Annotated in this window: 15 protein-coding genes and 1 pseudogene; 2 read left to right on the top strand and 14 right to left on the bottom strand. The window is 52.0% G+C overall.

Going from position 1 to position 23299, the window contains the following annotated elements; translation table 11 throughout:
• Nucleotides 1-88: 88 nt before the first annotated feature.
• Genes LK493_RS01585 through LK493_RS01560 form a run of 6 tightly spaced genes read right to left on the bottom strand, consistent with a single transcriptional unit; the run spans nucleotide 89 to nucleotide 7552 of the window.
• On the bottom strand, nucleotides 89-2158 hold the full coding sequence (locus tag LK493_RS01585) for a L,D-transpeptidase family protein (protein ID WP_117655880.1): 2070 nt from the start codon (nucleotides 2156-2158) through the stop codon (nucleotides 89-91).
• 42 nt (nucleotides 2159-2200) lie between these two features.
• A complete protein-coding gene (locus LK493_RS01580; RefSeq protein ID WP_227789889.1) occupies nucleotides 2201-3013 on the bottom strand; it encodes an NlpC/P60 family protein in 813 nt (270 codons plus the stop codon).
• Entirely contained in the window at nucleotides 2971-3330 is a 360-nt protein-coding gene (locus LK493_RS01575) for a response regulator transcription factor (protein ID WP_227789882.1), read from the bottom strand. Before LK493_RS01575 ends, LK493_RS01580 begins: the two co-directional genes overlap by 43 nt.
• Nucleotides 3331-3349: 19 nt before the next feature.
• Nucleotides 3350-5422 carry an FtsX-like permease family protein gene (locus LK493_RS01570; RefSeq protein WP_227069889.1) on the bottom strand — a complete coding sequence of 691 codons (2073 nt, stop codon included), beginning with the start codon at nucleotides 5420-5422 and terminating at the stop codon, nucleotides 3350-3352.
• Complete coding sequence (locus LK493_RS01565; protein WP_110442442.1) at nucleotides 5412-6179, bottom strand: ABC transporter ATP-binding protein; 768 nt, start codon at nucleotides 6177-6179, stop codon at nucleotides 5412-5414. The genes LK493_RS01570 and LK493_RS01565 overlap by 11 nt, the downstream gene beginning before the upstream one ends.
• A gap of 14 nt (nucleotides 6180-6193) precedes the next feature.
• Complete coding sequence (locus tag LK493_RS01560; RefSeq protein ID WP_227789881.1) at nucleotides 6194-7552, bottom strand: hypothetical protein; 1359 nt, start codon at nucleotides 7550-7552, stop codon at nucleotides 6194-6196.
• 165 nt (nucleotides 7553-7717) lie between these two features.
• On the opposite strand from LK493_RS01560, the gene LK493_RS01555 reads away from it, so the two are divergent.
• Nucleotides 7718-9490, top strand: coding sequence for a phosphotransferase (locus LK493_RS01555; RefSeq protein ID WP_227789880.1), 1773 nt, complete (start codon nucleotides 7718-7720; stop codon nucleotides 9488-9490).
• A gap of 2 nt (nucleotides 9491-9492) precedes the next feature.
• Entirely contained in the window at nucleotides 9493-10434 is a 942-nt protein-coding gene (locus LK493_RS01550; RefSeq protein ID WP_117798349.1) for a DMT family transporter, read from the top strand.
• 61 nt (nucleotides 10435-10495) lie between these two features.
• Here the strand turns inward: LK493_RS01550 and LK493_RS01545 are convergent, their stop codons facing one another.
• The 8 genes and pseudogenes from LK493_RS01545 to LK493_RS01510 form a co-directional block, all read right to left on the bottom strand.
• Complete coding sequence (locus LK493_RS01545) at nucleotides 10496-12637, bottom strand: C39 family peptidase (protein ID WP_227789879.1); 2142 nt, start codon at nucleotides 12635-12637, stop codon at nucleotides 10496-10498.
• Nucleotides 12638-12736: 99 nt separating this feature from the next.
• Complete coding sequence (locus tag LK493_RS01540; protein WP_227789888.1) at nucleotides 12737-13690, bottom strand: hypothetical protein; 954 nt, start codon at nucleotides 13688-13690, stop codon at nucleotides 12737-12739.
• A gap of 27 nt (nucleotides 13691-13717) precedes the next feature.
• Nucleotides 13718-14281 (bottom strand): annotated as a pseudogene (locus LK493_RS10320) (glycoside hydrolase family 25 protein); the annotation flags it as partial.
• Nucleotides 14282-14735: 454 nt separating this feature from the next.
• Nucleotides 14736-16946: an N-acetylmuramoyl-L-alanine amidase family protein gene (locus LK493_RS01530; RefSeq protein ID WP_117786532.1), complete on the bottom strand. Its 2211-nt coding sequence runs from the start codon at nucleotides 16944-16946 to the stop codon at nucleotides 14736-14738.
• A gap of 80 nt (nucleotides 16947-17026) precedes the next feature.
• On the bottom strand, nucleotides 17027-18283 hold the full coding sequence (locus LK493_RS01525) for a hypothetical protein (protein ID WP_227789878.1): 1257 nt from the start codon (nucleotides 18281-18283) through the stop codon (nucleotides 17027-17029).
• A 313-nt stretch (nucleotides 18284-18596) separates the two neighbouring features.
• Nucleotides 18597-21083 (bottom strand): glycosyltransferase family 2 protein, encoded by a 2487-nt coding sequence (locus LK493_RS01520; RefSeq protein ID WP_227789877.1) that lies wholly within the window; start codon nucleotides 21081-21083, stop codon nucleotides 18597-18599.
• Nucleotides 21084-22151 (bottom strand): glycosyltransferase family 2 protein, encoded by a 1068-nt coding sequence (locus tag LK493_RS01515; protein ID WP_117746658.1) that lies wholly within the window; start codon nucleotides 22149-22151, stop codon nucleotides 21084-21086.
• A gap of 12 nt (nucleotides 22152-22163) precedes the next feature.
• Nucleotides 22164-23282 carry a glycosyltransferase family 2 protein gene (locus LK493_RS01510; protein WP_158554610.1) on the bottom strand — a complete coding sequence of 373 codons (1119 nt, stop codon included), beginning with the start codon at nucleotides 23280-23282 and terminating at the stop codon, nucleotides 22164-22166.
• Nucleotides 23283-23299: the final 17 nt, after the last annotated feature.

Below are 23299 nucleotides of genomic sequence, written 5' to 3'. Positions count from 1 at the left end.
CTTAAAGATTATCAAAGCACCCTCAGTTAAAAGAAACTCTTTTAAAAATAGAGTATTTATCCCTGTCTCTTAAAACGAGTGCCTAATATCAATAAGTAACAACCTTTGTTCCATAAGGAATGTTATCGTAAATCCATTTTGCATTCTGAATCTCAAGGCGTACGCATCCAGCAGAGGATGGAACGCCCATCGTGGGATCCATCACGCGGTTGCTGTTGACGTAGTAGGGTGAGGAATGGAATAAGTAATCACCATAGAACTGCGTGTAGTAATAGCAAGTATATCCATGCCCAAAGGAGTATCCCTTACCGTAGACTTGATACTCCCCTATCACCGTAGGCGTGCTAGCTTTTCCCGTCGAACATACATATCGACGGTTTAAGGACCAGTTATTCCAGGATCCAGTGTAAATACTCGTAACGCAACGTGACGTATCGACAAGTATCAGCCAATTTGTATTGCTTGAATAACTTTGAGCCTTAGCATCCATATAGTCTGACACCCACGCGCCGTTAGCCATAAAGAAATTCCAGGATCCGTCCACAACGCGCCAGCCAGTAGCCATAGCTCCACTAGCATCAAGCCAATACCAGGTGGCGCCCAGATTGAGCCATCCTGTCTGCATATAACCAGACGAATTCAAGTAATACCAAGATCCGTTAACGGCAACCCAACCGGTTTTCATAGCATAAGTGGACGGATCTAAATAGAACCAGGAGCCATCCTTGTACAGCCAGCCAGATCGTGCATAGCCAGCGGTCTCATCAAAAAAGTACCATTTTCCGTTAACGTTCTTCCATCCAGCGCAGGGGGAGCCATCGGTTGAATCAGCATAGAACTTACAGCCTCCAAGCATCACAAACCCGTGAGCTTCGACCAATTCGCCATCGCCGTTTGATGTAAACAGTTTTCCATTACGCAATGCTCCACACAATGAGCAATCAGAACCAGCAAAAGCCTTAGATGGCTCATCCTGAACCGAGTCCTGGACATCTACCCATTCACGACAAGCAACAGCGCCTGAAGCTTTTGCATAATAGCTTTTCCCATTTACAGAAAAATGACCAAGAAGCATTTTACCGTCGGCGGCAGGATCGAGATAATAGTATTGACCACCGTCCTTCAGCCATTCAGTCTTTATAATGCCCGACGCTTGAGAAGGCTCAGCGTAATACCAGTCTCCATCGCTCATAAACCAGCCAAGTGACAACGCTCCCGTTGAAGAAAAATGATACCGGTTGGATCCGATGACATAAAAGCCGGTAGCCATTCTATTGTCATTTGCGACATCGAGCCAATACCAAACGCCATTCACCAAACGCCAGCCCGATGCAAGTGCGCCGGAACCGTCAGCGTAATACCAGTCCGTCCCATCAAACGCCCAACCAACAGTCATTGCGCCGGAATCCGATAAATAGTAACGAGACGAACCGACAGAAACGATTCCTCTAGACATAACACCATCATTGGCGGGATCAAGCCAATACCAGTTATTGCCAGTTTGAAGCCAGCCGGTTAAGACTTCACCATTGCTACCCCAATACCATAAACCGTTATCAAGGTACCATCCATTAATCAGTCCATAGGTTCCAAGAAGATAAGGGTGCCCATCAATAACACGTCGACCAGTAGCCATAGAACAGCTGTTAAGGGAGTCAAACCAGTACCATTGGTCTCCAATAAACTGCCAGCCACTTGCCAAAGCGCCTGACGGACCCGCGTAATACCACTTATTTTCAGTAAAAATCCAGCCGCAGCTCATTGCGCCGTCACGAGCGGGGTCCAAGTAGTACAGCAAGTCGTCAATATTCTGAATTCCGGTCAAACGACAGCCATCTAGATAGTAATACCAGGACAAACCGTTCCATTGCCATCCAGATAGTTGTTCTGTAGTCGACGGGTCATGGCTATCGACAACCTGTAGGCTCGAATCTTCCGTTGTTTTGCCGGCACAATCGCTGGAGTCTTGAGAGCAACCGCCACCGACCAATGCTCCCGGCCCTCCTGTCGAGTCGCGCTCTACGACACCGTTATCCGCCCCCTCTTCCACGGCATAAGCAGTGCAAGAAAATGCGGGGGCTGTAACTGAAAGTAAGGCGGAAAATAGCATCAAGCCAATTACTCGCCAGCAAATTCGATGATCAATCCGAGCATTCATTTCAAGCCCCCAACCGGTACCGACTGTCTTGCAGGGAATCTATTAAATAAACGGACGAGCTGCGCCGATTACATTTCCCCTTGCGCTAATAGGATGAATTCCGACACCTTGATGAGGCCAGGAATCAATCATCAAGCCGCCGCCAAGTGCAATTGCAATATGACCGCGGTAATAAATCACATCGCCGCGTTGAATCGAGCTCGTGCTCACGGGCATAAAGATATTGCTTCGATACCAATTCATGGAATTGTAGGTTTGGCTTGGATCCCAGCGATGGTTATAAGGGTTGTAAACACCCATATCCATGCCAGTAGCATAAAGGCACTGCAAGACAAAACCAGAGCAATCAACAGCTCCACCGGGAGCGGTAGACCAAGGCTCAATATATTGCGTACCGATATACTCATAGGCGCGCTGGATAAAGGCGTTCACGCAATCTTCCCGCGTTGCTTCGACAGAAATGCGAGAAGGGATCACATAGGTAAAGTATCCGGTGCAATAGCTAGGCAGCTGAACAGTCCAAGAACTGACCTGAGGATACTGGGATGGATTTTGCCAGCCAACTTTGTCGCACTGGCCATCGCTCCAGAAAATTCGGCGAACACCGTCGATGGTCCTTGCGCCCGTTGCCATAGCGCCGCTGCCGTCTAACCAATACCACTTACCCGAATCTTTAAGCCAGCCAACATGCATGCTTCCATTGGACTCAAGGTAATACCATGTTCCATTCAGGCATTTCCAACCAGTTGCCATTTTTCCGTCAGCGTTTAGGTAATACCATGAACCACCAGTAAAAACCCATCCGGTCTTCATCACGCCAGAATTGGCATCAAGCCAATACCAATCGCCGTCAATCTGCAGCCATCCAAGATGAATGGCACCCGTTCCGGGCTCAGCGTAAAACCTTGCAGTTCATCCTTTACCTGATCTCTGGAAGTCAGCACCAGGACGGGGATAGCAGTTTTATTCTTTAGCTCCTGGCAGATTTGAAAGCCACTGATCTCCGGCAAGTTCAGGTCTAAGATCACAAGGTCAGGGCGGAGGGCTGCCAGGAGCCGAGCGGCATCTTCAAACTCGGTAATTGCCTCCACAAGATAGCCGTCCTTTTGGAGCATATCGCAGAGTTCTTCCCGCATATAGACTTCATCTTCCACAACAGCAATTCTTTTCATGACAGCACCTCCTTCCAAATTATTCTTCTCTCTGCGGCTGCATCAGTGTCAGCAAATACCGATCACTGGAGCGCTTGACCACTCTCATATAAATATATTCTATCACGCAAAGTAGTAAAATCATAGCAGCAGATACAAGCAGCATTTCAGACACTGTCCCACGGGTTCGGGACGAGAGTATCCCTGTAAATAACGCCCTGACTCCAAACAGACTGCTGACAGCCGCAACCAATACAGGAAGTCCCATAAACCAGGTAATTTGCTTTCCAGCAGACTGGCAAAGGGTTTCGTAAGTAGCTCCCAGGCGGATCAGGGTCTGGTATCTGCGCCCGGTTTTCTGCTGACTCATCAGGAACTGAACACCCACGATGGTGTTGGCAACTACCAGGAAAACAATCGCAAGATAGAGGGTAATATAACTGGATGCTATGGTGTAGAAAAGCTGACGACCTATATTCTGAAGATAGCTTTCATATTCAATGCCAGTTTCGTCCAGCTTCTCGTTCAAATCCAAATATGCAGTCATAAGGCTATTTCCATCCAGAGCCTGCTCACTGAGCACCGCATTGACATAGGTATCATACATTCCCTGGCTATAATATAGGAATGCTTCATCCGGAAGAATCAATGCAAAGGACAAGGTTATAGAACGGTCCGTGACCAAATTCACAGACTGAACCTCTCCTGTAAGATGAATCGGACTACCATCCAGTTCCACCTTGGGCTGTCCGGCCAATACTTGGTTCAGCATTGCGGTACGACTTACCGTAGTAAACTCTGTATCAATATAGACAGCGGCCTCCTTTTCGCCTAATTGGAGAGCCGGTTTGCCGGACAATTCCAACAAACGATTATAGTCCGATAAACAAATCAAATATGGGTATGTGGCATAACCAAGATTGTTCAGAAGGACATCCCGGTCTTCCGACTGGGGCAGGCTCCGAAGAGAGTCCATAACAGCGTCCATGCTGTAGGCATTATCATAATCTTCTGTGGTGCGAATACGCCCAACCCTCATTTCAAAAAGCTCTGAAAATTGATTTTCCAAACCGTTTTCTTTCAGGGCTGCCTTTATATTCGGAAGAACCTGCGATGAATCTTCTGCAGTATGATCTTCAAAAGTATAGTCGATTACATGGCCAGAAGACAGGCTATTCGTTCCTGCAATTCCTACGCCCGCACCAAAACAACACAGCGCCGCCAGAATCAGCAGGGAGCTGATGGCCATGGAGGTTGACTGATGAATAACATTCTCCTGAATCTGCCGGAAGGTAAATACATGAAGCTGCTTATTTCCTTTTCCTTTCTTAACAATCAAAGCAATCAGCGCACGCATCCCATAGAAAAGCAGCATCGTACCAACTATGCCCAACAGCAAAGTCAGTCCCATCATACTTACCTTTGTCCATGCAATTCCCTGAATCGCCATGTAGTAAGCCACTGCCAACATCACACTTCCGCATATAGCAGCCAGTCCATAGATAACAGATGGCATTTGCTTTTTGGGGCGGTTCGTTGGCTGGGATAGCAAAGTACCGATCTCCTGGCGGCTGATTCGTCCACTCAAAATCAGAAGTGCCGTCAGCTTAATTGCCAGAAATCCTGCCAGCGTCCATTCAATTGCAGACCAGGATAAAGAAAACTGATGACCGATGATCCCCATGCCTACCAGCTTGGCGGTGACAAGACTGACAATTTCTGAAAGCACCACAGCCACAGGTAAGCCTATGAGCATGGCAAGAATACTGGTCAGGAAATCTTCCGCCAGAAGCATACCAAACAGTTTACTTCTACGCATCCCCAACATTAGATAAACACCAAGCTCATGCCGTCTGCGCTCGAACTGATACTTGCAGGCAAAATAGATCAAAAAGAACAGAATACCGAGGGTCATTCCATAAAACGCAGGAATCAGAAGCAGGAGTTTGTCAACTGCGTCACTCTCCATTTTCTGCAAAAAGAGCATCACATCTTGAGTGGAGATGGAAAGAATCATGTAAAAGGCAACAATAGAAATCACCAGGGAGCTGAAAAACAGACCGTTTTCCTTTCGGCTGCGGCGGCTGTTCCGAAGAATGAGATTAGAGAACATTTGCGCTGCCCCCTCCCAGTTGCGCCATCACCTTCAGGATGCGCCCGTAGAACTCCTGCTGGCTTTCGTCTCCACGCCGAAGCTCATGAAAGATCACGCCATCCTGGATGAACAGGATGCGCTTACAGAAGCTGGCGGCATTGGAATCATGGGTTACCATCAGGATCGTAGCTTGTTCGTCACGATTCAGGCCGGACAGCTTCTCCATAAGACTTCTTGCGTTCTTAGAATCCAGCGCACCCGTCGGTTCATCGGCAAGGATCATTTGGGGATGTAAGATCAGAGCCCTTGCTGCCGCAACACGCTGACGCTGGCCGCCGGACATCTTGGACGGAAACTTATCCAGAACATCAGTGATTTCCAGATAGTCAGCCAACTGCTTCAGCCGCTGGCTGCTTTCTGCTTCGGATACCCCATGCAAGGAAGTCGGGAGCAGGATGTTTTCCCTGCCAGTCAGGTTGTCCAGCAATTCAAAGTTCTGGAATAGATAACCAACTTTTTTGCCACGGTACTCTGCAAGAGCCTTTCCCCTGAGGGATTGCAGAGTATCGCCCTCCACCTGAATGCTTCCACCGGTGGGCTGAATCACAGTTGCAATACAGTTGAGAAGCGTGGATTTACCGGAACCACTGCTTCCCATAATGCCGAGAAACTCTCCCGGCATCACCTGGAGGGTGATCCCATTCAGTGCATTTGTTTGACTTGGCACATTGCCATAGATTTTTGTTAAATTTTCAATATTCAAAATGGGTTTCATGTGAATACCTCCTATCATTTGTAATAAAATGATAGCATGGGAACACAGCAAATACCACTTACAGTTAGATTTGCGACATTAACCCAGCCGGACGCAACCTGCCAACCATCAGCTCCAGCGGTTTTTAGAATAGCGCCGTTTTCGCGAATCACATCCTTGCAAAGATATCCATTATCATCGGCATATCTTTCAACGCCATCATTAACGGTAACCCAGCTTGAAACCACGAGCCTACCGCTCTGGTTTGCAAAACAATCGTTGCCGCTCACCTCAAATAAGCCCGTTTTCATTAGATGGCTAACAGGGTCCAGGTAATACCAGCTAGCGCCTTCTTTATACCAGTCAGAAATAAGCGCACCAGATTGAGAGGCTAGATACCAGCCGTTCTCGGACTGAGCCCAGCCAACAGCCATAACCCCATTGGGGTTCAAATAATATGCTGCATTGCCAAGGTCTAAATACCCAACGGACATCTTACCATCGGAGGCTGGGTCGAGATAATACCAAGCGCCGTTAACGAGTTTCCAGCCAGTGGCCGCAATACCGTTAGAGCAGTAATACCAATCTGCTCCGTCTTTGTACCATCCATTTGCGAGGCCATAGTCACCAAAAATGTAGGTTCTTCCATCAATCTTTTGACGACCCTTAAACATGATGAACGTCTGTGGGTCAAAATAATAGCGAGCCCCACCTATCGTTTGCCATGACGAAGCAAGGGCACCCGATGAATAAGCCCAGTACCAATTCCCGTCAACGAGAATCCAGCCGGTTTTCATAGCACCAGTGGCATCTAAATAGTATTTCCCGCTCCCGAGGTCGACAAAACCAACCTGCATTATATGGGTGGCAGGATCCAGGTAATACCATGTGCCGTCTTGATAAAACCAACCAGCAGCTAAATCGCCTCCAGCATTGGCATAAAACCAATTTCCATCTGAGTTACGTAGCCAGCAGTTCTGATATAGCGCGCCAAAAGGCGTTGCGGCATTGCCGTCATTCGCATAAAACGAAGCAGTCGATCCGCCAGCATCGGTCACATTGAAATAACGTGTCTGCATTGCACCATCATTGGCTGGATCAAGCCAATACCAATAGCCCCCGCTTTGCAGCCAGCCAGTTTGGTGTTTACCGTTTTTTCCGTAATACCAAACTCCAGACGACTCGTCTCGTTGCCAGCCATCTTTTATGACGGAAGAATTATCAGGTTGCAAATCATCGGAAACCACAGAAGAAAAATCCGCTTTTGACTCAATACTCTGAGCCTCAACGGAATCCTGTGCAAGCGCGACATTCGCACTCAGGGGCAAGCAGCAAGCAGTGATTAATGACGCAGCAGCACAAACAAGCGTGGCCTTCTTTTCGAATCGATACATAAGCGACCCTCCCAGATATCTCATTTATTTATTTTAATCCACATTCCAGGATTGATTTTCGTTACTGTCTGTTCAGTCTATGTAGATAAATATATTAAATTGAACATAACGTTCAATCATTCTATTCTTTCCCTAAGCAATGAACATCTTAATTGGAGGCCTGCAGTGGAACTGACCAAGCGTAACTTTACTGTTCTGTACGAATACCTAAAGAACCCATATGCCAGCCAGCGAGAAGTTGCCGAGCGCACTGGCCTCTCACTTGGATCGGTAAACGCAGCAAATAAAGAGCTTACGAATGAAGGCCTTCTCGAATCGGACAGCCTAACCGACAACGGTTACGAAGCACTTCACCCCTATAAGGTTGAAAACGCAGTGATATTGGCTGCGGGGCTTTCGAGCCGCTTTGCTCCCATTTCGTATGAAAAGCCCAAAGGCCTTTTAAAGGTACGTGGTGAGATTCTCATCGAACGTCAGATTAGGCAGCTGCAAGACGCAGGTATCAGCAATATCACCGTCGTTGTCGGCTATAAAAAAGAGTATTTCTTCTATCTCGAAAGCAAGTTCGGCGTTTCGATTGTCGTCAACAACGAATATGCATCCAAAAATAACCACGCATCGCTTATGTGCGTAAAAGAGCGGCTTGGCAACACCTATATTTGTTCAAGCGATGATTACCTTCTAAACAATCCGTTTGAAGCATACGTTTGGAAAGCATTTTATTCTGCTCAATATGCTGAAGGCGCCACCAAAGAATGGTGCATTCAAACCGGAGCAATGGACAGAATCACCAATGTTATGATTGGCGGTTCCGATGCTTGGTATATGCTCGGACATGTCTACTTTGATAAAGCCTTCTCGCTTGCATTTAAGCAGATTCTCGAAACGGAATATAACAAGCCCGAAACAACGGACAAGCTTTGGGAAGATCTATATATCGAGCACATCAAGGAGCTCGATATGGTGATCAAAAAGTATCCTGAGGGCGAGATCAACGAATTCGATTCTCTTGATGAACTGCGTGCCTTTGATCCGCATTTTATCGAAAACGTTGACTCCGATATTTTCGATAACATCGAGCAAGTGCTCGGCTGCTCCAAATCAGAGATTCACGACGTTTATCCCCTTAAACAAGGTCTTACGAATCTATCGTGCCACTTTAGAACCAATGACGGAGAGTACGTTTACCGCCATCCGGGAGTCGGGACCGAACTGCTTATTAACAGAAATGGAGAAGTAGCCGCACTTAAAAAGGCCAAGGAACTCGGCCTTGACGACACGTTCATTCATGAGGACCCAAAGCGCGGTTGGAAAATTTCGAAGTTTGTACCCAACGCAAAGCAGCCTGATCCGCATGATGATGCCCAAATGAATCGAATGATGCAGATGTGTCGTTCGCTTCACGAGAGCGGTGCAAATGTCGAAACCGAATTTGACTTCTACCTCGAAGCGAAGCGCTACGAATCACTTCTTTTGGAAAAAGGCCCTATCGACATTCCAGGCTACAGGGAAATGGCCGCCGAAATCGATGAATTGGAGCACTTTGTCCAGGCCGACAATGCGCCAAAATGCCTTTGTCACAATGACTTCTTTTACCTCAATTTCCTTATCGATGAAAACGACAAGTACTATCTCATTGACTGGGAATATGCTGGCATGAGCGATTATGCAAACGATTTTGGAACGTGCAGTGTCTGCTGCGAGCTTTCCGAAGATGAAGTCGACCGCGCGCTTGATGCATATTTTGGGCGCAAGGCAACAAACAACGAAGTTGCACATAACTATGCGCACATTGCCCTTGCAGGATGGTGCTGGTACCTCTGGTCTCTTCTGAAAGAAGCCGAAGGCGACTTCGTAGGCGAATGGCTCTATATCTACTTCAATTACAGTGCCAAATACCTTAAAAAGGCACTGGAGATCTATCGAAAAGGTGAGTAACGATGCAATTCGGCTTTTTTAGCGGTCTTCTTTGGGGCCTTGATACAGTAATACTTGGAATCGGTTTGGCGCTCGCGCCCTATATTGGATCGGCGGAAGCGCTTGCATGTGCCTCCATTGCGGGATCTTTTCTCCATGATGCCTTCTGTGCGATCTGGCTCTTTGGGTACATGGGAGTTCGAGGCAGATTAAAAGACACGCTCGCTGCACTTAAAACTCGTTCGGGCAAGGTCGTCATCGCCGGCGCACTGCTCGGTGGACCTATCGGAATGACCGGATACGTATTGGCGATTAATAATATCGGAGCAGCCTACACGGCAATTATATCCGCCTTCTATCCCGCTGTCGGAGCATTCCTTTCTTTCGTGCTGCTGAAGGAGAAAATGGGCAAAGGACAGATTCTTTCCCTTCTCGTTGCTCTTTGCGGCGTAATGACGATGGGCTATCTATCGGCCGGATCGAGCGAGATTGCAAATGCCCCCCTCGGCTTACTCGGCGCGGTGCTTGCTGTTATCGGATGGGGATCCGAAGCGGTGCTGTGCGCATGGGGAATGAAAGATGATGCCGTTGATGACGAAACGGCTTTGCAAATCCGCGAAACTACAAGTGCGCTTGTTTATGGAGTGCTTGTACTCCCCCTCTTCGGAGCATGGCATTTCACGTTGGGCGCTATCCCAAGCATGCCCACATTGATTATTGCACTCGCCGGACTCGCAGGAACTGCATCCTATCTGTTCTATTACAAGGGCATTGCGGCAATCGGAGCAGCGCGTGCGATGGCTCTGAATATCTCCTATTCGGCATGGTCAGTGGTCTTTGGCCTGATCTTGCTTGGAACAATTCCCGACATGGCATCCGTAATCTGCTGCGTTGTAATTGTATGCGGAACAGTTTTGGCAGCCAGTAACTGGGACGAACTATTTGGACGTAAGAAGACGGCGTAGCTAGATTAACAATGTAGCAAAAGGGGAGAGCTCGTCGAGCTCTCCCCTTTTAGCATCATGGCTATTCAATTACCACGGCCTGGCTATCCATCTGTTGCCACGTGCCGAAGAACACTTGGGCATTTCGCGTAACATTGCCGTTAATCGAATCCGAAAGATAGACAATTCCCTGCTCGTCATCATAGCCTTTAAGGACTACGGCATGATTACCGCCCCACAGACCATAGGAATGCCCGTTATACCAACGCGCAGCATAACGGCCTCCTGGCCAACTTCCCCATTCGGTATTCCACATCTCAACAGGTTGACCACAGGTCAGCCTGTTCTTAATGGAAGAAATTGACGAGAAAGAGACGTCTTTTGCCTGCTTGCCACTTCCAGCAGCACGCAGAAAGTTATTACCAGCAATAGTAATCGCAGGTGCGACGCATCCCATGAGACCCCCGCTGCTACGCCTTGGATTGCCATCAAAAGCGGTAACAAAATTGCCATTACTTCCCTTGGGCAAATAGTAATCCGCAATAATCGTCTTACCTAAACCGAAACCATAGTAGTTAAGCAAGTTTGTAAGGGCAACCGACTCACAGCCAGTAGGAAGTTCCGGGTACTGCGAATAGCACGGGACATCGACCCAAGCGCCAACCATTGCGCCGGATGAACTGAACTTGTAGTCAGTAGAGCCGATCCAATACCAACCGTTGCTCAACATTACTCCCCCACGTGCGGCATCAAGGTAATACCATGTGCCCCCACGGGAAAGCCATCCCGTTTTCATTATGCCAGAAGCGGAATCTAGCCAGTACCAGTTACCGCCATCGTTAAGCCAGCCGGTCGCCATTCGACCATCCGAGTTAAAGTAATACCAAGACCCAGCAATTTGCTGCCATCCAGTCAGAATTACCCCATTAGCAGAACAATAATATCGAGAACCCTGACTCTCAATCCAGCCCGTTCTGGCATTACCGTCATCGTCAATCAGCTGGATTCCCGAATCGGTCATTATGCCTTTAAGGTCAATTGCGCCGCTGGATGACGAATGATACATCCAAGACCCATCACCGTTTGACCAGCAATTAGCCATCATCTTGCCGGTACTATTAAATATGTATTCACATGATCCGATAGTTTGAACGCCCGTGGTCATGGCATGCGTCGAGGGGTCGAGCCAGTACCATGCACCGTTTAGGCTGAGCCATCCGGAGGCGAGGGCACCGGAGCCCGTCGCGTAGTACCAGGTCCCGCCGTCGAGCACCCATCCGGTCGCCATCGCGCCGGAGGCGCTGAACCAGTACGCTGAGTCGTTGCACACGTGAAGGCCCGTCACCATGGCGCCGCCCGCGTCGGGGTCGAGCCAGTACCAGGAGCCGCCGGTGTAAAGCCAGCCGGTCGAGGCGATGCCGTTCGCAAACCAGTACCAGGAGCCGTCGACGAGGCCCCATCCGTTAAGGGGGCCGCAGCTGCCGAAGTAGCGGCGGACGCCCTGCGCATCGGTCTGGTAGCCCGTCAGCATGGCCCCCGTCCGGGCGTCGAAGCAGTAGGGCACGCCGCCGACGGATACGGGGCCGCGCGCCAGCGCGCCGGATCCCGTCGCGTAGTACCAGGTACCGCCGTCGAGGAGCCATCCGGTAGCCATCGCGCCGGACGCATTAAACCAGTACAGTGAGCCGTTGCACTCGTGAAAGCCGGTAGCCATGGCGTGCGTCGAGGGGTCAAGCCAGTACCACGTACCGTTTAGGTTGAGCCAGCCGGAGGCGAGGGCGCCGGAGCCCGTCGCGTAGTACCAGGTGCCGCCGTCGAGCACCCACCCGGTCGCCATCGCGCCGGAGGCGTCAAACCAGTACGCGGAGCCATTGCACTCATGGAGCCCGATGGCCATGGCATGCGTCGAGGGGTCGAGCCAGTACCAGGCCCCATTGGTATAGAGCCAGCCAGAATGCAGCGAGACCGGATTAACTGAATCCACATAGAACCAGTTACCGTCAAACGAATTCCAACCCTGATTCCATTTAACGGATTCTTGAGCAGACCCATCATTGATTGAATCGGAAGAATTAAGAGTCGAGGAGACGGATTGCTGCTCAAAATCAGTAGGGATGGAGGAGCTTATGGATTCTGCGTTCGCGATATCAACCACACCGGGCCCAGCGAGCAGTAGAGTTGAAAGAATGATTAGGATTAATGTTATTCGCTTTTTCCTTGCCATGTCAGCCCCCAGTAGTAACCAATTTTTACATAAACATAGTCTACAAATGGATAGCTAAGAGCAATATGTAATTAGAAAAAAGCAATTAAAGAAGAGTTGCTAGCCGAGCCAAGCACCATTACTAGCAAAAGAGTATTGTGCCCCGTCGATCTGCTGAACACCAGTAACCATAGCGTGCGTCGAGGGATCGAGCCAGTACCAGGCGCCGCCGACATATGCCCAGCCGGAGGCCAGCGCGCCGGAGCCCGTCGCGTAGTACCAGGTTCCGCCGTCGAGGACCCATCCGGTCGCCATCGAGCCGGAGCCGTTGAACCAGTACATGGAGCCGTTGCACCCATGGAGCCCGGTGGCCATGACGTGCGTCGAGGGATCGAGCCAGTACCACGTACCGTTTAGGTTGAGCCAGCCGGAGGCGAGGGCACCGGAGCCAGTCGCGTAGTACCAGGTCCCGCCGTCGAGGACCCACCCGGTCGCCATGGCGCCGGAGGAGTTGAACCAGTATGCGGAGCCGTTGCATGCGTGAAGGCCCGTCACCATGGCGCCGCCCGCGTCGGGGTCGAGCCAGTACCAGGAGCCGCCGGTGTAAAGCCAGCCGGTCGAGGCGATGCCGTTCGCAAACCAGTACCAGGAGCCGTCGACGAGGCCCCATCCGTTAAGGGGGCCGCAGCTGCCGAAGTAGCGGCGGACGCCCTGCGCATCGGTCTGGTAGCCCGTCAGCATGGCCCCCGTCCGGGCGTCGAAGCAGTAGGGCACGCCGCCGACGGATACGGGGCCGCGCGCCAGCACGCCGGAGCCAGTCGCGTAGTACCAGGTCCCGCCGTCGAGGACCCACCCGGTCGCCATGGCGCCGGACGAATTGAACCAGTACAGGGAGCCGTTGCACTCGTGAAGGCCGGTTGCCATGGCACCGCCCGCGTCGGGCTCGAGCCAGTACCACGTGCCGCTCTGAAACAACCATCCGGCATACGCCTTGCCGTTGGAGGCTGCATAATACCAGGTGCTGTCAATTAGTTGCCAATGATAAAGGGAGACATCAACATACGCGTAGTTCATATCAACGTTGCCGTTGATTCCAGGGACTTTTCCGTTGCTCTTATACTGCCAAAAACTGTAATTGCCGGTATAGTCACATTGCGAGTTATATTGAGCAATCCAATGATCCCAAGAGCTACTCTTAAATACAGAGTCAGTCAAAATGTTGTTAAACCAATTTAAATTTGCATAAATACCAGGCTCATATCCTGCGGCAGAAATCCTATTACAAAAAACCTGCGCCCTCGATGCAATTCCGGTTTGACGTCCATTTGCAATTATCGAGTTATCCTCAAGATCGTAATACACCGGCAATCTTGGATTATGTCCAGAAAGGCAATTGATCACCATTGATGCCTCATCGGCTGCCTGCTGATTATCAAAAGCATATGAATAGATATAGACGCCGTAGGGAATTCCGAGTCGCTCGCACTCAGAAATATTTCGATTAAATTGATAGTCAACTCGACCGCCCCAAGATGGAGCGCCAAATCCAACACGCAGAATAGCGAAATCGATACCAGAAGCCTTAACAGCATTCCAGTCAATACGTCCTTGATGCTCACTGACATCGATGCCCTGCGCCGTAGCCCCATCGGGAAGAATGTCCATGGACAATAAGGCTATTCCATCTTCTTCGGAAGAAGCATCCTCTGCGACCAATTGCCCATCCTCATAACGCCAGGAATTCTCAACTAGGGACCGCGCAGCTTCCGCGTTCGAGGGGAAAACAAACACAGAAATGGGCGCAAGGACCATCAGCACCAACAATGCCGAAAAAAACTTAAGATGTTTGCTCATGTAAACCTCGTCATTCGTTCTTGTTTGCGTTTAGCTTACAGCATGGCTGTGAAAGATTTCCGAACATCCAACTGGACAAGATGCCATCTAGGACAATAAATAGTTGGGCGCAATGCTGCAAAGAAAAGAAGAACTTACCGGCAGGGTTGAACCCGCAGGCTCATTGCCCCCTCCTCTTGCCCCCAAGAATACCGACTTCAAATAAACTTTCAAACCAGATGTCAAAAAGGTAGGGGGCCCAGAGAGTCCCCTACAACTCGGAATTCTAACGAATCAGTATTACTTTCGATGGGCCCAAAGCGGTCAAACCGGAGATGCGATTTCCATAACCATCACTATGCCAGAACAAATTTTCGCTCGGCGAATTGCCCCAGAAAAAGCCAATGTGGCTATCGTCCGCATATGGGTTGTAAGGATTGAAGAACACAATGTCCCCCTTACGAGCCAAACCACTACGTAACAACTCATCAATAGAGTTGAAATAAGTCACGTTCGCACACGTATCGATAGCGTAGCCGTACCAACGATAAGCGTTTACGCAGCCGCCCCTTCCGGGACCTCCACTCCAAGGGGAATGGCTCTGCTCGGCGGCAATGGGAGCTAAATTCCCGCCCGCCTTCATATATGCATGCGATACAAATCCACCACAATTCATGCCCGTATAACCGTCCCAACGCGGATCACCCTTTGGGTACATGCACGTTTCCTGGCTGAGATGCGTGTCGTAGCGTGTTCCACGGTAATAGCCGTCGTTTTCGTGGCTCATAAGCCAATTGACCAAGCTGGACCTATTGACCCCCAAAACAGAACCAGACGTATTCAACCATGCACCACTTGCATTGAAGTAATAGTCAACGCCATCGATTTTCAGCCACCCGTTAGCAAACATGGCACCCGAAGGCTGGAGCCAGTACCACGTACCGCCGTCATTAAGCCATCCAGTTTTCATCTTGAATGTGGAAGGGTCCATCCAATACCACGCACCGTTGACATATTGCCAACCAGACTTAAGGACACCATTGGAAGATGCGTAGTACCAAGTATTGCCACTTTCGTCAGAAGCGTCTTTCGACATAATCCAACCAGACGCCACGTTAACGACACCATTCGCATCCGCATAGAAAACCGCATCTCCAATATGAATCACACCTGGCAATGAAGACGAGTCAGTACGATCAGCGACTACAGGAGATCCATCAGATGAAGTAGGCAACGGCTCGCTCAGTGCTCCAGACGAATTCGCCCATGCCATACCATCGTTCAAGTTGATCCAGCACGAAGATGCCATTGCACCGGAATCATAAGAAAAATAGCGCTTGCTTCCTACCGCAAATTCACCAGTACGCATTGCGCCGGATACATCATCAAGGTAATACCAGGCGCTTCCGGACTTTATCCATCGCCCTCGTTGAATAGCTCCGTTTGATGCGGCGTAATACCAAGTACCATCAGCAAGTGCCCAGCCTGTTGCCATGGCACCTGAGCTCGTAAGGAAATAGGTGGACGAGCCCACTTGCACAAAGCCCGTGAGCATAATATGGCTTCCTGGATCCAGGTAATACCAAGAATTCCCTAGAAGTAACCAACCTCCATGCAGTAAGCCGTTGGAGTCAGCGTAATACCAGTTGTTGTCAATAAGTGCCCACTGGGAGGATAGCATGGCCCCTGAACTGTTAAAGATATAAGAGGTGCCATTGCATTCATTCAGCCCGGTGGCCATAGAACCGTCTGCAGGATCAAGCCAGTACCAACGACCCCCATCCGAGAGCCAGCCCTTTACCAGAGCGCCAGAGCCGGAAAAATAATGCCAGACAGAAGCATCAAGATGCCATCCGATAAGCATTGCACCAGAAGAAGAGAATCCATACGTGGCTCCCCCAATCTGCAGCATCGCATCGTGGACCATCTTGCCCTCATCATCCAGCCAATACCAGTTGCTGCCGTCTGAAAGCCAGCCTTTTACCATGGCGCCAGAACCGGAGAAATAACGCCAAGCAGAAGTGGAGCCCGTAGAATCTAGGTACCAGCCGACACGCATTGCGCCCGAAGAGGAGAAGGCATACGTCGCACCCCCGACTTGAACCAACCCATCCTGAGCCATTCGACCTTCGTCGTCGAACCAGTACCAGCTACCGTCTATATGTCTCCAAGAAGAAACAGCGATTGTTCCGTCGGACAAGCCCCAACGCCAAAAACCAGCCCCTTCTTCGGGTGATATCCACCCCTGATGCCAAATAATTTGATTCGAAACCTCGGAAGGGGTCTCATTATCCACCTGAGAGTTCTGCTCGACAGCGAAGGTCGATTCGCGCTGAGCATCAACGCCTGACTCGACAGAAGCAATAGCAACGTTAGATGCGGGACCTTCGTCAGTGTTATTCGAATCAAGGGCGTATAACATCGAGGGCGAACCCAAAAGGAGCCCCAAAGAAACAAGGCCCGAAAAGACCAGCACCCCGAATGACCATTTCTTCATAGCAGCACAGTATCCAATCACGCAGTGGCCCCGTCACCTCAGGGCAACGGGGCCTCAATCAAAACTAGCTCAGTAATGTACTAGCCAATTTGCTGGCAGTTTTTGCACTCTCGTGAAGCGCCACGCCTCTGGGCCTCCTGGATAGAGATCTGCGAATAGCCCTTTGCGTCCTTGCCAACGGTACGGCACTTATGCGTATGGTAAACATGGCTACCGCTCTTATACCAAACTAAACCATAGCCCGGAATCCACTTGCCGTCCTCGCCGACATAGTAGGAGCCAACCCAGGCATTCGTAGCCATGGCACCGGAAGACTGGAGGTAGTAGTCGCCGACCCAGGCGTCGTGGGCCATAGCGCCGGAACCGCTAAAGTAGTACCAGGCGCCGCCGACCTGACGCCAGCCGGTAACCATCGCGCCGGAATCGTCGAACCAGTACCAAACTCCACCAACGTTAGCCCAAGAGTTAGAGGCCATAGCGCCCGAACCTCCGAGCCAATACCACGTGCCGCCATTGCTGAGCCAGCCGGTTGCCATGGCGCCCGAACCGCTCGCATAGTACCAAGAGCCGCCTGCCAAGAACCAGCCAGTGGCCATTGCACCGGAGTCGCCGAACCAGTACCAGGAGCCGCCGAGGCTGCGCCAGCTGTTAGCGACCATGGCGCCCGAACCGTCGAGGTAGTACCACGTACCGCCGATGTTGAGCCAGCCAGTGGCCATCGCACCGGAAGCGTTGGCGTAGTACCACGTCCCCGAAACGTTGATCCAGCCGGTCAGCATGACACCATACTCGTCGAAATAATACCAAGTTCCACCGATATTATGCCAACCGGTCAGCAGTTCGCCACTGGAGGTCGCATAGAACCACTTTCCATAGATGGAGTCATAGAGCCAGCCGCTATGCTGCATGCGGCCATCGGCGTTGGCACCAGGGGTGTTCAGGAAGTAGTTCTTGCCGTCAATCTGAACTCGGCCGTATGCCATATCATGGCTTTCGGGGTAGAAGTAATACTTGTCCCCACCGATAGACTGCCAGCCCGACACCGCGATCCCGTCAGCGCCAAAATAGTACCAGACAGCTTCGTATTCGTTATGCCACTGGTTCGTGACCATGGCGCCAGTTTCGGGATCGAAATAGCGAAGGTTGCCGTCCTCGCACCGAACGAGTCCAGTCTTCGGACGACCGTCGGAACACCATTCCGTAATCGGTCCACCGCCTCCGCCACCGCCAGCAATATCAGCAAATGAGGGCGCCGGGGCAACCGTCATGCAGACAGCGGCAAATGCAACAACTCCCAGCACTGTTAGTCCGCGCCATCTTTCTCGAACGTTTTTCATACGACATCCTTTCTCCGAGATTTAAGGCTCTCTTAAGTTATTTTTAAACTATCAATTCAGTATTTCAACGGGAAATCGATAAAAGGTGTCTTTGTGACTGCAATTTAAATATGAGTCGCCGAACCCCAACCGTTACGCCAAATAGCTTCTAAGGCAAACTGAGCGCATGAGCGAACCGATTTAATACAACCACCTGTAAAAATCTTGAGGCACGTTTTCGATATGACAAGAGCTGCTTGAACGAGGAGTACCTGAACCCCACCGCTCTTGCAGCTCTGGAGGATACTTTGCCGGACCTTGGCATTACTTCGCACTAAAACGAGAAGTACTCACTGTCGGAGGATAGGTTTGGTCCGAGCCACGGGTCGCCATCGAGGAAGAACTCAGGCCAGCGCTGCGTGAACAGTGCCTGTTCGCGTTTCCAACGGCGCAGCTTCTCCTCGTTGGCCTCTTCCCTGCCGCGCGAGGTGAACTCGTAGTGGTACAGCTCGGCATAGGGCGTAAAGATGGTGCGGTAACCCGCCTCCCACACGCGCAGGCAAAAGTCTGCGTCGTTAAAACCGACGGCGAATTCCTCGTTGTAGCCGCCGACGCGCTCAAATACGTCGCGTCGCACCATCTGGCAGGCACCCGTCACGGCGCTAAAGTTGCCCGGGCGCACGGCACGGGCAAGATAGCCCTCGCGCTTTGCCGAGAAGTCCTGGTTGGCATGGGCAAGTGCGCCACGCACGCCAATCAAAATGCCGGCATGCTGCACCAGATGATCGGCAAAGTAGAGTTTGGCGCCCACCACGCCCGCATCGGGACGCTGCAGATAGCCCATCATCTCTTCGATAAAGTCCGGGCTTATGACCTCGGTATCGTTGTTCAGCAGCAGCAGGTAGTCACCCTTGGCGTGCTTCACACCAAAATTGATGATCTGAGAGTAATTGAACTCGCCCGGCCAGTACACAACGCGCGCGATGCCCTTGCCTTCGGATGCTGCAGCCACGCGCTCTGGCAGGGTTTCGTAATACGCAAACGTCTCCGGGGCTTCGCTGTTGTTCTCCACCAAGACGATCTCGAAGTTGGCATACGTTGCCTTCTGGGCGATCGACATCACACAGGCATCGAGCGTCTCAATGTGATCCTTGGTGGGGATCACAATGCTCACCAGCGGCGCAGGCTCCGGCAGCGCATGGCGCATGCGGTAGACAAACGGCGTCTCGGTCTCCTCGACCGTTCCGTGAACGCCCAGCGCGTTAAAGTGGCGCTGCAGCGCAAGACGACCCGCTTCAATGGCATACGGCTTGCTATCGGCAGAGCCATCGGCGGTCGATCCCGGATGCACGCGCCAGTGATACAGCACATGCGCAACGTGCTCAAAGCGCGCGCCGGCTGCAAGGCAGCGAAGCGTCAAGTCGTAGTCCTGGGCGCCCGCAACGTCTTCTGGGGACATACCAATGTGATCGATGAGCGCCTTCTCCACCATCAGGAAATGCGTCACGCAGTTATGGCTATAGAGCAGGTCGACGTTGAGTACGGTCTTAAAGACCGGTTGGCCCCACTCCCCCGTTTTCTGGAACATGTCCTCATCACAGAACAGGACCTGGGGACGCTCGCCCTCGGCCGCCTTGTTCAGCGCGGAAACATACTGGAATAACGCGTCCGGTTCCAGAATGTCATCGTGGTCCAAGAAAGCGATGTAGTCGCCTGTCGCTTGCTCGATACCTGCGTTGGTGTTGACCACAATGCCGCCGTTGCCGGGAAGCTCGATGCGACGGATGCGCTCGTCGTTGGCACCTGCCGCAAGGGTGGCCACCGCGTCCCATTCGGGCGAGGCGTCCATAAGCAGCAATTCCCAGTTGTCATAGCTCTGGGCTTGCACCGATTCCAGCAGCTCGCGCAGGTAGACCCGATCAGTCTTGTAGCACGGCACCACAATGCTCACGAGCGGTCTATAGGCAAAGGCCGCCGAAGCGACACGCTGGCACGCCAAATCGCCCGGCTTTGCGCGATGCTGCTCAAACCAACGTCGATAAGCTGCGTCGTCTGCACGCGCGTCCTTCATACGGTTCCAGCTGTCGTCGACCATGCCGTTGTACAGGCGACCATCCATGGCGCAAAACCCGCTTTGGATCCGCTCTGTGGGATCGCTCACGATCGCGACAAAATCTCGTATATCCTGAGGCATCTCAACACTCAGATACGATTTATTGATGCGGCATCCGTTCTGCTGCGGAACATCGACCTGCGATTCAAACACATGCACGGTAACATCGATGGCATTCATATGCGTATCGAAGATCTGGAGCTCAGGCGCGCACTGGGGGTCTCCCGCCCAGGTAACCTCATAGCGCCACACCGCGCCGACGTCTGCCGGCAAATAGCGAATGGCATCGATCTCGTAGCGGCCGCAGTGTTCGCCACGCTGCGCATCGCGGATAAGCGCGCACAGCGCAGGCTTTGCTTTGTAGTTAATCTTGGATTCCAATTTGGCCACGCGGCTATCGAGACGAATAGAGCCCAACCTTTGGCCACCGGATGCAAAAACGGCATCCATCGACGAGCCATCCAAAAACGGAAGCACCAAAACGGCGAGCTCGCGCTCGTAATCGGAAACAGAAGGGCATAGCGCCAGCACACGGCCATGATCGACCGGGAGCACCAGTGACGGCAAACAAGAACCGCTCGTAGTCGCATGGGCAAACGCCTGAGAGGCCTCCCGCTCAATAAGCGCGGCGACATCCTGACCGGCAAAACGAAGCAGCACAAAAAGACGGCCCTGGCTGCGGCAAAGTGCCAAACGCTTGATACTCATCTACACTTCTCGCTTTCCCAGGGCGTTCGCTGCCACGCGCTTGCAGGCACCCAGGCGCCCAAACCTCAAGACATCGTAATCGAACATGAGCTTTTTGCACGCACGGACATTGGGGGCCTTGCTGGTAAGCGCCGCACGCACCATAGCAGCAACAGAAGGAGCGCATTGTGCGAGCGCAGCATCGCTGCCCACGGCAGAACCGGCAAGCGCCGTGGCAACGGCAGCAAACACCTTGCCGCAATCCGTACTCAACAGCCTGAGCGCATCGTACAGCACCAGATCGCAGAGGAAGTACGCCAGGTCATCGGCATGCTGAGCATCGAGACCGTCGCGCTGCCAGTCAGCCAGCACCGCAGAGTAAATCTTCACGTGCTCCAGCAGACGCGTCTCGTCGTCGTAGCGCATGGTGTCCATGAGCGAACCCTTGCGCGCCACGCGGTAATCATACAGCTTGTTCGAGATAAGCGCGGTCTTGTGCGAACGACCGTACACGGCAAAATCGAAGACCTGGTCCTCGCCATACTTAACGGTTTCGTCGAACACGATCCCGTTGCCCAGCAAAAACTCACGCTTGCAGGCGGTGCGCCATGCAAACGGGCGAGATGCTTCCTTAAACAGTAGGTCGGAGCTATAGCCTTCAAACGACACATCGCGCGGGCTCAGCACATAGTTAAGCCACGGATACCCCGCCTCAAGCGGATACGGATTCGCGCCAAAGGTCAAAACGTCGCAGTCCTCGCGCTCAAAGGCATCGACGATCACGCGGCATGCATCGGGCGTAAATCGGTCGTCGGAATCCAAAAACGCAACGATAGGCGCCGTGGACGCGGCGATGCCTGCATTACGCGCACTCGACAGGCCGCCGTTCTCCTTATCGACCAGCGTAAAGCGCGCGTCCTTTTCGCAATAGGCAGCCGCAATATCGCGCGAGCCGTCCGGCGAGCCATCGTTGACCAGCACGCCTTCCCAATCGGGCATGTCCTGCGCAAGCAGGGAGTCCAGGCACCAGGCCAGGCACTCCTCCACTTTATAGATGGGAACGACAACGGAAATCTTGGGGGTAGCCATAGTCACTCGCTCCTACTGTGCGGCCGGAACGTCATCGGGGTGCGGGTTGTCGCCGTAGGTGCACTGATACGTCAGCACACGCCAGACCAGCGGCAGGCCGCCAATCTTAAAGTAATGTTTAAACGTATTGAGCTTGCCCGGCTTCTTAAAGTCAAAGCGCGAATCGATATAGGCGCGGGGCGACTTGACCATCAGGCGCAAGTCGGTCTCGCCACGCGGATCAAACAGCGACAGATCAAAGCGACCGGCATCCCAGTCGGCCTTGAGCTCGGACGAGGCTTTCTTCCAAAACTGCTCGCGCAGTTCATCGACCAGGCGCTCATCGTTCCAACGGTACGTATCGACCTTCATGCGCATTAAAATACCCTGAAGCTGAGCCTTAAGCTCGGGGCGTTCATCCAAAAAGCGCTGCATCTCGGCGTATTCGTCGCACACGCAAAATACCTTGTTGGGCGAATTAACGGAGCTCTTCTCGTTGTCTTGGCGATAGCACAAAATGGGGTCCGCGATAAACGCAGCACGCTCGGCGCATGCCCAGACCTTAAAGTTAAAACCCGCATCCTGATACGAGGCACCCGGCGTGGGAAGGAAGCGAATCTGATTGTCGTTGAGGAACGCGCGCCGATAGATAGCCGACCAAATGGAAGGTTTGCGGTAGAAGATGCCCGGGCGATCGACGGGGCGATACGCGGCGCCCGTCATATGCTCGTCGATAATCCCAAACAGCTCACGTCGCTCGCTGGGCGTGGACCAATACAGATAAAAGTCGCCCTTTACCGCATCGGCATGCTCAGCATCGGCCTTGGCGACCAGCTTTTGAAGCGAATCCTCAAACATAAAGTCGTCGGACTCAAGGATGCCCACGTACTCACCGCGCGCCATCTCCAGGCCACGGTTCATCGAGTCGCCGTAGCCGCTGTTGGCCTTGTCGATCATCTTTACACGGGGGTCGTGCTCCATGTACTCGCGGATGATATCCGGCGAGCTATCGGTGGAGCCGTCGTTGATGCAGATGATCTCGATGTCATTGAGCGTCTGCGCCACGGCGGAATCGAGGCACACGCGCAGATAGCGCTCGACATTGCAAATGGGGACAAGCAGCGAAACTTTAGGGGTATCAGAGTTCTGCAAGAGAACCTCCCGTTGAA

Source organism: Collinsella aerofaciens (assembly GCF_020709435.1).
In the GTDB taxonomy this organism is placed as follows: Bacteria; Actinomycetota; Coriobacteriia; order Coriobacteriales; family Coriobacteriaceae; genus Collinsella; species Collinsella aerofaciens_AU.
This window is presented reverse-complemented; position numbering and strand designations above follow the sequence as displayed.

Excerpts from the sequence above, each read along its gene's own strand:
- LK493_RS01585 (WP_117655880.1), bottom strand. The coding sequence starts at position 2,158 with ATGAATGCTCGGATTGATCATCGAATTTGCTGGCGAGTAATTGGCTTG.
- LK493_RS01540 (WP_227789888.1), bottom strand. The coding sequence starts at position 13,690 with ATGAACTACGCGTATGTTGATGTCTCCCTTTATCATTGGCAACTAATT.
- LK493_RS01545 (WP_227789879.1), bottom strand. The coding sequence starts at position 12,637 with ATGGCAAGGAAAAAGCGAATAACATTAATCCTAATCATTCTTTCAACT.
- LK493_RS01530 (WP_117786532.1), bottom strand. The coding sequence starts at position 16,946 with ATGAAGAAATGGTCATTCGGGGTGCTGGTCTTTTCGGGCCTTGTTTCT.
- LK493_RS01570 (WP_227069889.1), bottom strand. The coding sequence starts at position 5,422 with ATGTTCTCTAATCTCATTCTTCGGAACAGCCGCCGCAGCCGAAAGGAA.
- LK493_RS01560 (WP_227789881.1), bottom strand. The coding sequence starts at position 7,552 with ATGTATCGATTCGAAAAGAAGGCCACGCTTGTTTGTGCTGCTGCGTCA.
- LK493_RS01525 (WP_227789878.1), bottom strand. The coding sequence starts at position 18,283 with ATGAAAAACGTTCGAGAAAGATGGCGCGGACTAACAGTGCTGGGAGTT.
- LK493_RS01520 (WP_227789877.1), bottom strand. The coding sequence starts at position 21,083 with ATGAGTATCAAGCGTTTGGCACTTTGCCGCAGCCAGGGCCGTCTTTTT.
- LK493_RS01575 (WP_227789882.1), bottom strand. The coding sequence starts at position 3,330 with ATGAAAAGAATTGCTGTTGTGGAAGATGAAGTCTATATGCGGGAAGAA.
- LK493_RS01515 (WP_117746658.1), bottom strand. The coding sequence starts at position 22,151 with ATGGCTACCCCCAAGATTTCCGTTGTCGTTCCCATCTATAAAGTGGAG.
- LK493_RS01550 (WP_117798349.1), top strand. The coding sequence starts at position 9,493 with ATGCAATTCGGCTTTTTTAGCGGTCTTCTTTGGGGCCTTGATACAGTA.
- LK493_RS01565 (WP_110442442.1), bottom strand. The coding sequence starts at position 6,179 with ATGAAACCCATTTTGAATATTGAAAATTTAACAAAAATCTATGGCAAT.